Below are 14,044 nucleotides of genomic sequence, written 5' to 3'. Positions count from 1 at the left end.
CACCGCGGCTTCTGGCGAATGCTCCTGCAGTGAAATAGGAAGCCCCCATGGTCCGACTTGAAACCGAGGCCTTCGCGCCGGACGGCTCGGGGAAGCTGTTCGCCTTCACGGGCACGCTCGTGCGCTGCGAGCCCGGCACGGCGCTCGAATGGACGGGCGGCGTGCCGCTCATCTTGAAGGGGCGGCACTACTTCCACCTGTCCGCCTCCAGCGGGGGCACGCGACTGGTGCACGGCGAGGACTTCTTCGGCCTGTACACGCTCATTGCGGGACGCAAGCGACTGCCGGGCCTGCGCCCCGCGTACGAGGGCCTGAACCGGGCCCTGGCCGAGCGCGTGGCGAAGGTGCACGGGCGCGCGCACGCACCCGTGGCTTGACGCCGGGCGAGGCGGAACGCCTGGCACTCGCGGCAGCAGGAGCCGCGGACTTCGTGATGTGGAGGCGCTCTGGCGTGTTTCAGCGCGTGGCCGGCAGCACCGCGCCCTGGCTGTAGCTGTCGCAGAGCGCCAGGTACTGGTCGCTGTCGAGGTCGAGCGCGGCGACGCGCAGCTTCTTGACCTTGGGCTTGTCCAGGGTCGTCTTGATTTGAATCAGCTTGAGGATGGGAATGCCCATGTAGGACTGGCTGATATAGGTATTCTCCTGCATGTCGTCCCAGCCAATCAGCATGCCGTCATCGAAGCGGATGCCATCCTTGCCGATGAGCAGCGCCGGCGTGTCCAGGCGGCCCAGCGGCTTGACGCAGTTGAAGAACATCCAGGCCGCGAGCAGGGTTATCACCGCGAAGACCGCCATCGCTCCCTGCGCGGAGCCCGCCCGATAGGTCAGCGCGCCAAAGCCGGCGATGGACACCGCCCAGATGACGGCGCCAGCAATGAGCCGGGCACGGGAGTAGTAGATGGCTTTCGGCTGCTGGGTCTTCTTCTTCGCCTGCTCAGAGCTGTAGATTTCCATGATGTGGCGCCTTGGAGAGGGGGGGTCAGCCGGCCAGGCGGTCTGACAGATAGGCCAGCAGGACTGGCGCGTTGACGACCTTCGCTTCGTCAATCTTTCGAGGCTTGCCCTCGGCGACGATGATCAGCTCGCGCGTCGCCACGGCCTGGTCCACCTCGTCCTGGAGGCGGATGCTCTCGATGTCTTCCCAGCGCATCAGCCGCCCCTTGTGGGTCAGCCCCGCGTCGCTGAGGATCAACGGCCCGAAGTGCACCGACTCGCCCGCGGCGACCTGACGGCTCACGCCCTCCAGCAGCTCCGCGACGACGTGGCCAATCACTTCGTGGCGCAGGTGCTCCGCGTCGCTCCACAGGGCCAGCCGCAGCCAATACGTCCCGCCTCGGTGACGCAGGATGAGCCGGTCGTAGTGGTGATTCTCGACGATGGACTTCACGTTCCGCCATGCGAGCCGGGTGGTGCCGACGCGCAGTCCTTCGTCGCTCAGCTCCAGCAGACCCGGAGCGCGCATCCAGGCGAAGAGGTCGCCGGCCCACCAGCCGATGATGTAGATGCCGCAGGGAATCCCGAACAGGAGGATGAAGAAGCCCAGGTTGCTCCGGAGCAGGCTCTCGATGATACCCCGCGGCAGCAGGTGCACCGAGGTGGGGGCGAGGAGTGTTGCCACCACCACGTAGATGAGGACGAGCCCCGCGAAGAACCAATACAGGGCGGACGTGGGGAAGACCAGGGAGTACGAGCGCTTCAGCGGAGCCTCGAGGCAGGGCGGCTTGCGGCCGGAGCCGGGGCGCGGGAGCCTCAGCGGAAAGTCAGCGCGCGTATTAACAATCGCATCTGTTTATGCGACCGGATTCGCGCCTCCTCGCCCCGAGGACACTCGGATGTCTCAGCGAATCATCTTGTCGACATCCAAGAAACCAAGACCCGGCTCGACGCGAGTCCTTCTATGTTTGGATTTCAGGGATTGCCTGGGCGCCGGGCGTGGGGCCCAAGGCGCTGCGCATACTGGAGCAGGCCCTGGCCGAGCGGGGCCAGGGCTTCGCTCGGGAGGCGTCGCTACTTCTTCGCCGCCTCCAGCCGCATCGACTGCTGCACGATGGCCTTCGCGCGCTGCTTTGCCTGCGGCGCGGCCTTGGTGAGCTGGAAGTCTCCGTCCGTGCTCGTCGCGTACGTGTTGTGGCAGTTGATGCAGCCGTGCGGGCTGCCAGGGTCCTCCACGGGCGGCTGGAGATAGGTCTCCATCGTCGTGTTCGCGAGGAACTTCGGCTGCGTCGGCGCGTCACTCATGTTCGGCCCGCCCCACTGCGCCGCCACCAGCTGGTAGTTCTGCCACACGTTGTCCGCGCGCAGCGCCGCCAGCACCGGCCGGAACAGGGTGTTCGCGCTGGCGGGGTTGCCGGTGATGGGGACCTCTCGCACCACCTGCACCGGCGTCGTCCACTGGCCCTCCTTCGGCGGCTGGTTGGGCACCGCGTTGCTGGCCGGGTTGTAGAAATTCCACTTCTTCTTCGCCGCGCTCCCGTTGCTCACCTCGTCCTGCGTGGGCGCGTTGTCCACGTGCTCGAACGTGGCCCAGACGTAGCGCGGGAAGGTCTGCGTCTTCTGCACGATGTGCAGCCCCACCAGCCCCATCTGCCGCTTCGTGCACTTGCCGGTGGTCTTGTCGAAGACCAGCGCATCCACCGCGTAGAAGCGCTTCGGGTCATCCGGGAACTTGCTCTTCGCGTCGCCCAGCACCTTCCACGCCGCCTTCACCCGGATGGCGCCCAGGCCCCTCGCGTCGTTGGCGCCCGCCGGGAAGTTGATGCCCGTCTTCGGCTGCTTGCGGCTGTCGTAGTAGCCGTTGCCCACCACGAAGTCGAAGTACGTCTCGTTGACCTTCACCTCGTACCAGACCAGCTCGCCGTTCAGGTCGATGAGCGGCGCGTGCGTGAAGGCCTGGCGGACATCACTCAGCACATCCGACGTCTTCGACACCATCACCAGCGTGCGCTTCGCCGCCTGCGGGTCCGCCTTCGCCACGTTCTGGCAGGCTGGAGGAATGGTCTCCGGGGCGTTGAACGGCGCCGGCCGCGTGGGCGGGTTGAGGTAGATGTCGTCGGTGTCCTTGTACGTCTCCCAGACGGTGGGGCCGTTGGGCATGCCCGCTCCGCCACCCTCGCCTCCCCTGCCGGCAACACCGCCGATGATGTTCGAGCGGTCCGGCACACCGCGGAAGCGGCCACTCGCCGGCCAGTTCAGCGCGATGAAGGTGTTCCACGCGAAGTCGTTGACGAACGGGTCGAAGCCGATGGCTCCGGACTGCTGGTACACGAAGTCGGGCTGGGGCTCGGGGCTGACGTTGTACCAGGGCGGCGTGAACTGACGCCCGCTCGGCGGCGTGGCGGACTGCGCTGCCCCCGAGGTGGACAGCGTCAGGGCGACGAGAAGACCACCGGGAACGAGGGCGCGACGAAGCAAGTGAGACCTCCGGGGGAAAGGCGCTTCCATCCCGGTGTGCAACGCATATGCCGCGAGCGCGGGTGCCGCGCGTCACTCGGGGCGTGACGCGCGCAGCCGCCGGAGGCCGCTTCCCCTGCGTCCGCCCGGAACGCGGTGCGTTCCATCCTCAAGCACGAGCGGCGCGCGGCCCGTGCACGAGCTCCCCCGGACCGGGCCGCGCCACGCCCGGAAGGAACGTCCACTCCAGCGTGGACCGGGCGCTCAGGCCCGGAAGGAACGTTCATTCCAGCGTGGACCGGGCGCTCACGCCTGAAAGGAGCGTTCATTCCGGAGCGGGCCGGCGCTCAGGCCCGGAAGGAACGTTCATTCCAGCGCGGACCGGGCGCTCACGCCTGGAAGGAGCGTTCATTCCGGAGCGGGCCGGCGCTCAGGCCCGGAAGGAACGTTCATTCCAGCGCGGACCGGGCGCTCACGCCTGGAAGGAGCGTTCATTCCGGAGCGGGCCGGCGCTCACGCCTGGAAGGAGCGTTCATTCCGGAGCGGGCCGGCGCTCACGCCTGGAAGGAGCGTTCATTCCGAAGCGGGCCGGCGCTCACGCCTGGAAGGAGCGTTCATTCCGGAGCGGGCCGGCGCTCACGCCAGCGCGGGCGTACGGGCCGCCATGGAGCGCGCCAGCTCGCGCACGAGCCGCTGCGCCACCTCGGACGAGGGCAGCCCTGCCTGACGCGCCACCTCCTCCGGCAGCGTGCTCGCCGCGGAGTCACGCTCCAGCGCGAGCCACGCCTCCCGCCGCGCCGCCTCCACGCGAGCCCGCGCCTCGGGCGACAGCCGGCTCATCGCCCACGCGTCGATGGCGTACGACAGCTCCGCGTGGCGCAGCTCGTCCGGCGCGATGGTCGCCAGGGACTCGCGCACCCCCGCATCCTCCGCGCACCGCGCCTGCCACGCGGCCAGTAGTGCGCCGAACGTCTCGCGCACGCAGCCCTCCACCGCGTTCTCCAGCGCGAGCGCCTCCAGCGACCGGTCGCGGAACGGCGCCACCGTCATCTCCGGCATCGCCGCGCCGTGGCGCACCGCCAGCGACTCCATGGCCCGCGCGTGGCGCACCTCCTCCGCCGCTGAGCGCCGCGCCGCCCGCACCAGCCGCTCGGGCGCACCGTGCGCGGCCAGCTCGTCCGCCAGTCGCTCGAAGGCGGGCACCGACGCGGCCTCCAGGTGCGCCATCTTCGCGAAGAGGACGCCGAGCGGCGGCACCCGCCCCGCCACCGCCCCGTCCGTGCACAGCCCTTCCGGCCGCCGGCCCTCGCAGAGGTTCGGGACCGGGCACATCACCCAGCCGACCTCGGGCTTGAGCTCACACGGACCGGGGAGCCCACCCGCCAGCGCGCACAGCTCCTCGCAAGAGGCGCCCTCTGGGGGCGTGCCGCCATCGCTCAGTCGCAGGACGGAGATGGGGATGTTCGAATGCGAGATGCCCCCTTTCTCCTCACAGCCCGAAGTCGAGGACCAGCCGCAGCCGGGCCCCGCAGCGGCGACAGGAGCAAGGAGCAGCAGACGGGACAGGGTACGGCGCAGCTTGCGGCGGGACATGGCCATGGGTCACCCCAATCGAATACAGACCTGCCGGCCCTCAGACGCACGCGATTCTGCCATGCCCGGCTCCGCCAGGCGACAGGGCCTCCAGTACGGCTCCACGGCGAGGGGACGGGCGCGAAGTGCGCCCCGTCCCACCCGCGCTCCTGGAGGAGCCTCGCCTGCCTGCCCCGCTACGGCAGGGGCCGAGAGCCCGCCGACGGGCCCTCGGGCACCGCGGGCCAGCCGTTGGGCCAGGTGATGGCGTCCACGAGCATCACCCGCGCCGTGTGGGCGCTGTTCCACGCGTGGTAGACCATGAACGTCTCGCCACGAGGCCCGGTGACGACGGAGTTGTGCCCCGGCCCCACCCAGCCGCCACCCGTCGTGAGGATGGGCGCGCCGAGCTTCGTGTACGGGCCCAGCGGGCTGGTGGCGCGGGCCACGCCCACCGCGTACGTGCTGTTGTAGTACGCGTTGCCGCTATAGAAGAGGTAGTAGTAGCCGCCGCGCGCGACGACCCACGGCGCCTCCACGACGCCGCCCTCCCAGCCCAGGTTGTTGGTGATGAGCGTGCGGCGCGTGCCCACCAGCGCCAGTCCGTCCGCCGACAGTTGCTGGCCGTAGATGGGCGTGGGCTGGCCTACCGCGTTGCCGTCCGCCTTCCACACGAGGAACGGCGTGCCGGCGGTGTCCCGGAAGAACGTCGCGTCAATCATCCCCATGCCCGCATCGAGCACGAGCGGCCGGCCCAGGTCCGTGAAGGGCCCGAGCGCGCTGGCCGACGTGGCCGCGCCAATGGCCAGCCGCCCGCTCGAGTGGCGCGCGGTGTAGTACGCGATGAAGCGCGTGCCCACCTTGTGGATTTCCGGCGCCCAGAAGTCGCCCGTCGCCCACCCGGGCCGCGTCCCGGACGGGAAGATGAAGCCCGCGCCCGTCCAGTTCACCAGGTCCGTCGACGTGCGCAGCGGGAACGCGCTGGCCGCGCCACCGGACGTGCAGGCGGCGACGTACCGCGTCCCGTCATGGATGACGCCCGGGTCCGCGCAGTCCACGGGGACCACCGGGTTGATGTACAGCCCGCCGCAGCCCGTGTACCGGAACGACATGGCACACGCATTCGAGCCGCTGAAGTACGGCGCCCACCCGTTCGACAGCACCGTGTACGAGTTGGGGGACGCATTCGTGCACGCCCTGTCCCAGTACACGCCCCCGCCGGCATCGTCGTACTGCGCCGGGTGGCTCGCCGGGTGCAGCCACGCCGCGCCGTAGGTGATGCGCGTCGCGCACGCGGTGGCCCCGGGGCAGTCCGTGTCGAGCGCGATGACACACGCGTTGTTTCCGGTGAAGTACGGCCGCCAGCCGTTGGAGAGCACCGCGTAGGAGTTGGTGCCCTCGTTGATGCAGGTGCCGTCCCACGTCACCAGGTCCGCCGCGACGTCGTACTGCGTCGGGTGCCCCGAGGGGCGAATCCACCGGTCGCCGTAGGTGATGCGCGTGCTGCACGCGAGCGCGCCGCTGACGGAGCCGGCGGGGGACCCGGCCTCGTCCACGGGCGCGGTGTCGGGGCCACAGCCGGACGCAAACGCCGAGACGGCGCTCACGACGGCCAGGGCCAGGCTTCGGGAGTGCTGCTTCATGAGGTGACCTCCGAGCAATGCGGTGGAGGCGCGAACTAGCACGACCTTTCAGACAAGTCAGCGAAAGCCGCTTTCCTGGTGTTGGCAATCACGCCGTCCATGAGCCGTAATGCCCTCTTTCCCTGGAGCCCGAAATGCGTCGAACCCTTCCCCGCCTCGCAGGCGTTGCCGTCGCGAGCTGCGCGGCCGTCGCCTTCCTCACCGCCGCCGACACGCGCAAGCCCACCACCGAGTGGCTGGTCCGTCCGTCCGAAGCGGCGCGCGTGGCCCGCGTGGAAGCGGGCCTCGCGCCCGCCACCCTCCCGGGTGAGGAGCCCCGGCACCTGTCCGTCCAGCAATGGATGGAGCTGTACGGCGTCCCAGGACTGAGCGTGGCCGTGTTCGAGAAGCACGCCCTCGTCTGGGCCAAGACGTACGGCGTGAAGCAGGCCGGAGGCACCGAGCCCGTCACCATCGACACGCTGTTCCAGTCCGCCTCCATCAGCAAGCCGGTGACGGCCCTGGCGGCGATGCGCTACGCGGAGCAGGGGAAGTGGTCGCTCGACGCGGACATCAACGACAAGCTGGTGTCGTGGAAGGTCCCCGAGAACGACTTCACGAAGGAGCAGAAGGTGACGCTGCGCCGGCTGCTCAGCCACAGCGCGGGCCTGACGGTGTCTGGCTTCCCGGGCTACCCCGTCGACGCGCCGCGGCCCACCGTGCAGCAGATTCTCGACGGCGCGAAGCCCGCGAACACCGGGCCGGTGCGCGTGGACCTCGTGCCCGGGACGAAGACGCGCTACAGCGGCGGCGGCACCACGGTGGTCCAGCTGATGATGATGGACCAGCTGAAGAAGCCGTTTCCGCAAATCATGAAGGAGACGGTGCTGGCGCCGCTCGGGCTGAAGCACAGCTCGTACGAGCAGCCGCTGCCTCCGGCGCTCGCGGCGATGACGGCCACGGCCACGCGCGGCGACAGGACGAGCGTCGGGGGCCGCTGGCACGTCTACCCGGAGATGGCGGCCGCCGGCCTGTGGACGACGCCTTCCGACCTGGCGCGCATCGCCATCGAGGTGTCCAAGGCGAAGGCGGGGACGTCGAAGCGCGTGGTGTCCCAGGCCATGGCGAAGCAGATGCTCACGAAGCAGTCCGAGACCTTCGGCATCGGCTTCCAGGTGTGGGACGGCACGGACCGGTTCGGCCATGGCGGCTCGAACGAGGGCTTCCGGGCCCTGCTGGTGGCGTTCGCCGACTCGGGCAGCGGCATGGCGCTGATGGCCAACTCCGAAAACGGGGACCTGCTCATCGAGCGTGTGGGCGCCAGCATCACGGCGGAGTACGGCTGGAAGCCCTTCAAGGAGCAGCTCCAGGAGCCGCTGGTGATGACGGCGGACCTGCTCGCGCGGCTCAAGGGCGCGGATGCCGTCCTCACCTGGTACGAGGCGCGGCACAAGGCCGGCCCCGCCGAGGGACTGTCGCCTGGCATCCTCAACCAGGTCGGCTACAGCCTGCTCTGGGCGGGCAAGGTCCCCGATGCGTTGAAGGTGTTCGAGGCGAACGTCAAGCACTACCCGGCGGACGCGAACGCGTATGACAGCCTGGGCGAGGCGTACCTCAAGGCCGGCAAGAACCCGGAGGCCATCCTCAACTACAAGAAGTCGCTCGAGCTGGACCCGAAGAACACCAACGCAGTGCGGATGCTGGAGAAGCTCGGCGCGCGCCCCTGAGCGCACGGCGCCGGCCCAGCGGCATCGAGGTAGGACACCGTTCCCCGAGCCTGCTCGCATGCCCAGCAGCAAGGAGGGCGTGCGCAGGCGGGGCACCATGCCCATGTTCCCTCCAACGAACCTGCTGGAGGGATGACATGGGTCTGGAGACGATTCTGTTGTGGGCGGTCATCGGCCTCATCGCGGGCTGGCTCGCCTCGGCCGTGGTGGGCGGCGGCTACGGCGTCATCGGCGACATCGTGGTGGGCGTGGTGGGCGCGTTCATCGGAGGCTTCATCCTCCGGGCGCTCGGCACGGGGACGCCCTTCGGAGGGCTGCCCGGCACCATCTTCGTGGCCTTCATTGGCGCGGTGGTGTTGCTGCTGGTGCTCAGACTCCTGCGCTCCGCCACGATGCGCAAAGCCTGACGTGACAGGCCCGGGGCGCTACGGCGAGCCCCGGGCCTGAGCCACTTCCGTGAGTCACGCGCCGCGGCTCAGGGGCACGTCAGCGGAGTGGCCGTGTTGCCGGTGTTGCGCGCGTCATGCTGGAACCGGGGCCAGGGGGCGTCCGTGTCCAGTCCTCGGGAGTCCACGATGACGGCATACAGGACGCCATTGTTCCCCGGGACGTACAGCGTGCCGAGCTGCTCGGCTCGAGCGACGCCGCCATCCGTCCGCGCACAGTCGAGCGCGGGAGAGGGCGAGGAGTAGACCTCTCTGGAGGACTGCCAGCCGGCGACCGGTGCCACCGAATCGCTCTTCCACAGGCGCTCCAGCGAAGAGGCCTTCCACGCAACCACCTCCGCGCCGCGCGCCTGCGGCCCGCTGGCGGTGTAGAGCATTCCGGAGGCACCCAGCACCGGGGCATTCGGGATGACGCTCGCATCCGGCGCGTCCGTGAGCTTCGTCATGTCCGCCAGCCGCACCGCTGTCAGCGCGCCCCCCGCCACGTCATGGCCGAAGTAGACGATTTCGCTTCCCGCGGTGCCTCCCAGCACGAGGTCACGAATGGGAGGCCCGCTCCGGGCCGGCAGGAACTCCGTGCTGGTAGCTCCATCGGTGGCCAGAGAGCTGACCAGGGCGCTCTGGCCCGCGTCGAAGCTGGCGCCCACACTGACCACCTGGGCCCCATTCCCGGACAGCGCAAGACCCGACATCTCCCAGTCCCTGCTGGAGCGGGTGGCCGATATCGACTGCCACGCATTGGATGCGAAGCGGAACCCGAGGATGCCAGGCTCTCCGGTGGCGTAGACGTTGGTTCCATGGACCACCATGCCTCCGAATACCGGAGGGCTGTCCGCAGTCGACGGAAGCGAGAGGCACCGGTTCGCCCCCGGGTCATCGGGTCGGAAGGACACCAGCGAGGCCGCGTTCTTGCCGCTGGCGTTGGGCAACTCCACCTGGGTGACCACCGTCTCCAGGGCCGTCGTGTCGGTGGACATCTGGGTGGTGGTGAGGGCCAGGGGCGTGGCATAGGAATCACCCACATCGCGAGGACAGCCATAGCTGGGCGTTCCTCCGTCGCCAGGCAGGGCCATCAGGACCTTCGTGTACGCGCCATGAACCCTTATGGCGTCCACGCCCACGTAGACGCGCTCGCCTCCATTGGCGAAGGCGCCCACGGCCGGACCGGTCGTCACCTGCCCCACCGCCCGCGACCAGCGCACCGTGCCCTCCGGAGAGAGCGAGAACACCTTGCCGATGTTGTTGGCCGTGCCGGACGTGCCGAAGTAGACGGTGCCTCCGGCGCCAATCGCCGGGCTGGTCTGAATCACGCCCGCATCCCCATCGAAGGACCATTTCCAGCGCGTCACGGGGATGTCGAGGCTCGCCGTGCCCGCATCGCCCGTGGCGTCGAGGATGGACGCGGTGACGACGAACGTCCCACGGAAGGCGGCGAGCGGCCGGCTCCACAGTGGGACCTCCACTTCCCGACAGAAGAGCCCCGCGTCGCAGGGATGGAACTGGGCATAGGGCTCGTCCCTCCCATCCGTCCCACGCACCCGGACGGTCAACGTGCCGGCGTCCAGGCCCTCCAGGTCCGAGCGGATCCGCACCGTCGCGGGCCTGTCCAGATGGCGGGCCTCTGGCTCCACCGGGTCCGTGTAGCGGAATTCGGCTCCGCCTTTCGGAGACGCGGGGGCGGGCAGCAACTCCAGCCACAGCGGGGGCGTACCGGCATCGGACGTCCCCGCATCGGCCTTCACGCAGTAATCATTGACGCAGACGTAGCCGTCCAGACACGGAGGCTCCACCCCGTCGGCACACTCACGGGGCTCGTCGCCCAGCTCCGGCACCGTGCATGCCACCACCACTGCCACAGCCAGGGCGCTCCACTTCACCAGGCTCTTCATGGTGCCACCTCCGCCGTGGTTACCGGCGCTTCGCCGCGCGAGGACAGCAACCACGTCACCAGTGCGCCCGTCGCGGCAGCACCCGCGGTGAGGAACAGGATGTTCGCCGTGCGGGCGCTGCCTCGCGCCTCCTCCAGCTGCTTCGACGCCGTGAGCTGCACCTTCTCCTTCTCCGCCGAGCGCGCGTCACTGCGCGAGGACAGGCCGAACACGGTCCCCACGCCCGCGGCCACCACGCCCGCGCCCAGCAGGGCCGCCGGCACCACCGGTACCCGCGAGCGGGACCGCGTCTCCGGCGTGGGCACGAAGGGCTCGACCTGCCTGGGAGTCACTTCGGTGACGCTGGGGGGCGGGGGTGAGCGCTCGGGCCGGTCCGTGGGGGTGACCGTCCCGCGCTCCGCCGTCTCGGTGCCTTTGGGAGCCGACTTCCCTCGCTTCGCCAGCTCCTTGTGGACGCGCGCTCGCACCGTCTCGAAGTCGCGCTTCACCTTGGGAGCGGAGTGCGCGGGCAGCTTCGCCTCCGGGTCCAGGGAGAGGGCGGTGTGGAAGGCCGCGAGGGCCTCGTCACGCTTGAGGAGGTCCGCGAAGACGAGCCCTTCGTAGATGGCCACCGAGACGTCCTGCTGCACGGTGGTGACGAACCGCTTCGCGCGGCTGAGCTGCTCCAGGGCCCGCTCGTACGAGAGGTTCTCGTAGAGGCTCACAGCGGAGGAGAAGTAGCGGTCGAAGTCATCGGCGGCGAGTGCCCTGCCAGGCACGTTCACCACCAGCACAGCCACGAGCAGCAGCCCGGGGACTCCTCTGAGGCGGGGGGAAGGCATGCCCGCATCCTAGGAGCTGTCCCTGTTTCCGGGTGCGAATGCCGCACGATTGGAAAGGACCCGGAGCGCGGCCTCGGGCACGAGTGCCACCCTGTTGCATGAGGCTGGAAGAGTCGCGTCGGGCAGCAGCGCCCGCTACCGCCCGTACCCCGCGCTCTTCACGTCGACGAGCTTGCCGTTCTCGAACACCACCACCTGCACCAGGCGGTTGGGCCCGAAGTTGTACGTCCACTCGTCGATGGTCTTCTCCACCACGTGCTTCGTGGAGGTATCCCCGTCCCGCGTCTTCACCTCTTCGGACTCGCGGCGGGTCTCCTTCGCCAGCGGCTCACCGCACTTCGCGAGGACGTCCGACTTCGACGCCCCGTCCGACACCAGCGCCGTGCCACAGCGCAGCGACGCCGCCTGCGCCGTCACGGGAACCCACACCAACGACATCGCCACGGCCAGCCACAGTGCGCGCATGAAACCTCCTCGGTCCGGGCCTCGACGCAAGCGCCCGGATGATATTCACGCGTACGGGTTGTAGAACTTCGCGAACGTCGCGCGGGCGAAGTCGCCGAAGGTCATCCCCGGCTGGAACGCCCCCACGCGCTGCTCCTTCGCGTCCGTCCCCTCCGGCGCCCGCAGGTGCGCGTCGTTGTCCGGCTGCATGAACACCGCGAAGGTGGAGCGCGAGATGTTCCGGCTCGCCGGGTACGCCAGCGCCTGCACCGCGTGCGGCGTCGCCCGCAGCAGCCCGCCCGTCACAATCTGCGAGCTCTCGCCAATCTGGAACGCCAGGCAGTCCTTCGGGATGAGGACCTTCTTCTCCGCCCCACCCCGCGTGCGCACGTACAGCCCCGCCTCCGGGTCCGGCAGCGGGATGTCCGCCCTCGCGGGCTCCGGCGCGCCAGGCTCCGCCTCGAAGTACATCGCCGGGCAGAGCGCCGTCAGCGAGCCGTGGTCGCTGTGCCAGCCACACCACGAGTCTCGCGTGCGCGGCGTCGCGTCCTCGTTGATGGCGAAGTAGTACAAGAGCCGCGCCTTGCACGCGCGCGACTCGCGAATCGTCTTCGCCAGCACCGCGTCCGGAGACAGCCGGTCTCCCAGCTTCGAGCGCACGTACCTGTCACACTGCTCGGCGACCAGCACGCCCACGTCCACCATCCGCTGCCCCAGCGTCATGAAGGCGGGGCGCAGCTCCGGGAAGTCCGCGTCCGGCCACACGTTCGGGTGGTAGTTCTCCGGGTACTTCTCCACCAGCGCCGCGTCCGCCTGCGGCACGTCGTACTGGGGGTTGTTGTAGTACGAGCCCTTGAACTCATCGAACTGGCCCGGCTTCAGCAGCTCCTTCCCGTGGCTCCAGCCGAACGAGTAGCTGCTCCGCTTGTGGACGTAGCGGTCCTTCACCTCGTTGGGCAGCGCCGCGAAGCGGAACCCCAGCGGCAGCAGGCCGTTGCGCAGCTCCACCAGTCCCGGAATCCCCCGGACGACCAGCAGGCCGATGCCGTCGTGCCCGTACGCGCGCTCGATGGCGGCAGTCAGGTCCGCGCCCGCCGCGAGCTTCGCGTAGTCCAGGAACACCACTCCGTCCTTCGTCTCCACCGCGTCGCTGCTGCTCATCCCGGATGCCTCGGTCTCCTCACGGTGCCGCACCGACGTGCGCGCGGACGGGGCGGGCCCAGGCCCTCCGTCCCCTGGAGACGGCCCTGATATTGCCCGGTTTCCGAGTGAGCCCGCTACCCACCTCTTCCTCCATCCAGCGGGCGGGCCCCCGCCCCCTCTCCTGCTCTGCGTCCCGGTCCGCCCGGACCCGCCGTCGTGGCACAGCCAGGAATCTCCGCCGTCCGCGTATGCCTGTCACAAGGAGAGCAACGACGATGACGAAGCAGCTCTACACGGGGCAGGTCCGCACGCTGGGCGAGAGCATGGCCCGCAGCACCACCGAGGCGAATGTCTTCAAGATCTTCATGGACGAGCCCGTGGAGCTCGGCGGACAGAACGGCGCCCCCAGCCCGCTCGACTTCATCCTCGCGGCGCACGCGGGCTGCCTGAACTACATGACGTTCTACATCGCGAAGGAGCTGGGCATCCCCGTCTCCGGCACCGAAATCACCGTGCGCGGCTCGCTGGACCCGGCGAAGTTCGCCGGCACCGACCGGAGCGTCCGCGCCGGCTACCAGTCGCTGGAGGCCCACATCGTCATCAAGAGCACCGCCAACGCCGACCTGATTGCGAAGCTCAAGAGCGAGGTGGAGGCGCGCTGCCCCGTCAGCGACAACCTCGCCAACGCCACCCCGGTGAACATCACCATGAAGGTCAGCGAGTAGGCCTCCGTGGACTGGTGCTCCGGAACATGAATTTCTAGAGTCGCGAAGGATGAGGTCCTCCTCGCGACCGTTGCTCCTCTCAGGGCTCCTGCTGGCCGTGGATGTGGGGGCCCTCGGCGCTACTACCTGCGGACCGAGGTGGCCATCCTGGAGGGGAGATTCGACCTCGCGGTGGCTCCCGGTCCCTGGACGCATGAGGACATCCCCACCGTGGTGGCGGACACAGCGAGTGTCCCGGACGACCTGGTGCTGCCAACGCTCAGGG

The 14,044-nt window shown here is 69.3% G+C and carries 13 protein-coding genes; 4 read left to right on the top strand and 9 right to left on the bottom strand.

Annotated features, from left to right (window positions below; genetic code table 11):
* Positions 1–47 precede the first annotated feature (47 nt).
* Positions 48–377 carry an SRPBCC family protein gene (locus LXT23_RS37160; RefSeq protein WP_253985170.1) on the top strand — a complete coding sequence of 110 codons (330 nt, stop codon included), beginning with the start codon at positions 48–50 and terminating at the stop codon, positions 375–377.
* A gap of 79 nt (positions 378–456) precedes the next feature.
* Here LXT23_RS37160 and LXT23_RS37155 read toward each other — a convergent pair whose 3' ends face one another.
* The 5 genes from LXT23_RS37155 to LXT23_RS37135 all read right to left on the bottom strand — a co-directional run bounded on the left by LXT23_RS37155 (position 457) and on the right by LXT23_RS37135 (position 6,605).
* Positions 457–954 carry a hypothetical protein gene (locus LXT23_RS37155; RefSeq protein WP_253985169.1) on the bottom strand — a complete coding sequence of 166 codons (498 nt, stop codon included), beginning with the start codon at positions 952–954 and terminating at the stop codon, positions 457–459.
* Positions 955–979: 25 nt separating this feature from the next.
* Complete coding sequence (locus tag LXT23_RS37150; RefSeq protein WP_253985168.1) at positions 980–1,618, bottom strand: hypothetical protein; 639 nt, start codon at positions 1,616–1,618, stop codon at positions 980–982.
* Positions 1,619–2,007: 389 nt separating this feature from the next.
* A complete protein-coding gene (locus LXT23_RS37145; RefSeq protein WP_253985167.1) occupies positions 2,008–3,411 on the bottom strand; it encodes a hypothetical protein in 1,404 nt (467 codons plus the stop codon).
* A gap of 615 nt (positions 3,412–4,026) precedes the next feature.
* Positions 4,027–4,989: a ferritin-like domain-containing protein gene (locus tag LXT23_RS37140; protein WP_253985166.1), complete on the bottom strand. Its 963-nt coding sequence runs from the start codon at positions 4,987–4,989 to the stop codon at positions 4,027–4,029.
* A gap of 170 nt (positions 4,990–5,159) precedes the next feature.
* Positions 5,160–6,605, bottom strand: a complete 1,446-nt coding sequence (locus LXT23_RS37135) for a glycoside hydrolase family 43 protein (RefSeq protein ID WP_253985165.1) — start codon at positions 6,603–6,605, stop codon at positions 5,160–5,162.
* Positions 6,606–6,739: 134 nt separating this feature from the next.
* Here LXT23_RS37135 and LXT23_RS37130 point away from each other — a divergent pair, with 134 nt between their 5' ends.
* Complete coding sequence (locus LXT23_RS37130; RefSeq protein ID WP_253985164.1) at positions 6,740–8,311, top strand: beta-lactamase family protein; 1,572 nt, start codon at positions 6,740–6,742, stop codon at positions 8,309–8,311.
* Between the two features lie 137 nt (positions 8,312–8,448).
* The gene (locus LXT23_RS37125; RefSeq protein ID WP_253985163.1) at positions 8,449–8,718 is read left to right on the top strand and encodes a GlsB/YeaQ/YmgE family stress response membrane protein; all 270 of its coding nucleotides are present in this window, start codon (positions 8,449–8,451) and stop codon (positions 8,716–8,718) included.
* Between the two features lie 68 nt (positions 8,719–8,786).
* On the opposite strand, the gene LXT23_RS37120 is transcribed toward LXT23_RS37125, so the two are convergent.
* The 4 genes from LXT23_RS37120 to LXT23_RS37105 form a co-directional block, all read right to left on the bottom strand.
* Positions 8,787–10,646 carry a PQQ-binding-like beta-propeller repeat protein gene (locus LXT23_RS37120; protein ID WP_253985162.1) on the bottom strand — a complete coding sequence of 620 codons (1,860 nt, stop codon included), beginning with the start codon at positions 10,644–10,646 and terminating at the stop codon, positions 8,787–8,789.
* Positions 10,643–11,467: a hypothetical protein gene (locus LXT23_RS37115; RefSeq protein WP_253985161.1), complete on the bottom strand. Its 825-nt coding sequence runs from the start codon at positions 11,465–11,467 to the stop codon at positions 10,643–10,645. Before LXT23_RS37115 ends, LXT23_RS37120 begins: the two co-directional genes overlap by 4 nt.
* Before the next feature lie 135 nt (positions 11,468–11,602).
* Positions 11,603–11,932, bottom strand: a complete 330-nt coding sequence (locus LXT23_RS37110) for a DUF2845 domain-containing protein (RefSeq protein ID WP_253985160.1) — start codon at positions 11,930–11,932, stop codon at positions 11,603–11,605.
* A gap of 45 nt (positions 11,933–11,977) precedes the next feature.
* Positions 11,978–13,072, bottom strand: a complete 1,095-nt coding sequence (locus LXT23_RS37105; RefSeq protein WP_253985159.1) for a 2-oxoglutarate and iron-dependent oxygenase domain-containing protein — start codon at positions 13,070–13,072, stop codon at positions 11,978–11,980.
* 257 nt (positions 13,073–13,329) lie between these two features.
* On the opposite strand from LXT23_RS37105, the gene LXT23_RS37100 reads away from it, so the two are divergent.
* A complete protein-coding gene (locus LXT23_RS37100) occupies positions 13,330–13,779 on the top strand; it encodes an OsmC family protein (RefSeq protein ID WP_253985158.1) in 450 nt (149 codons plus the stop codon).
* The last annotated feature ends 265 nt before the right edge of the window (positions 13,780–14,044 follow it).

Origin of the sequence: Pyxidicoccus xibeiensis (assembly GCF_024198175.1) — a bacterium.
Classification (GTDB): Bacteria; Myxococcota; Myxococcia; order Myxococcales; family Myxococcaceae; genus Myxococcus; species Myxococcus xibeiensis.
This window is presented reverse-complemented; position numbering and strand designations above follow the sequence as displayed.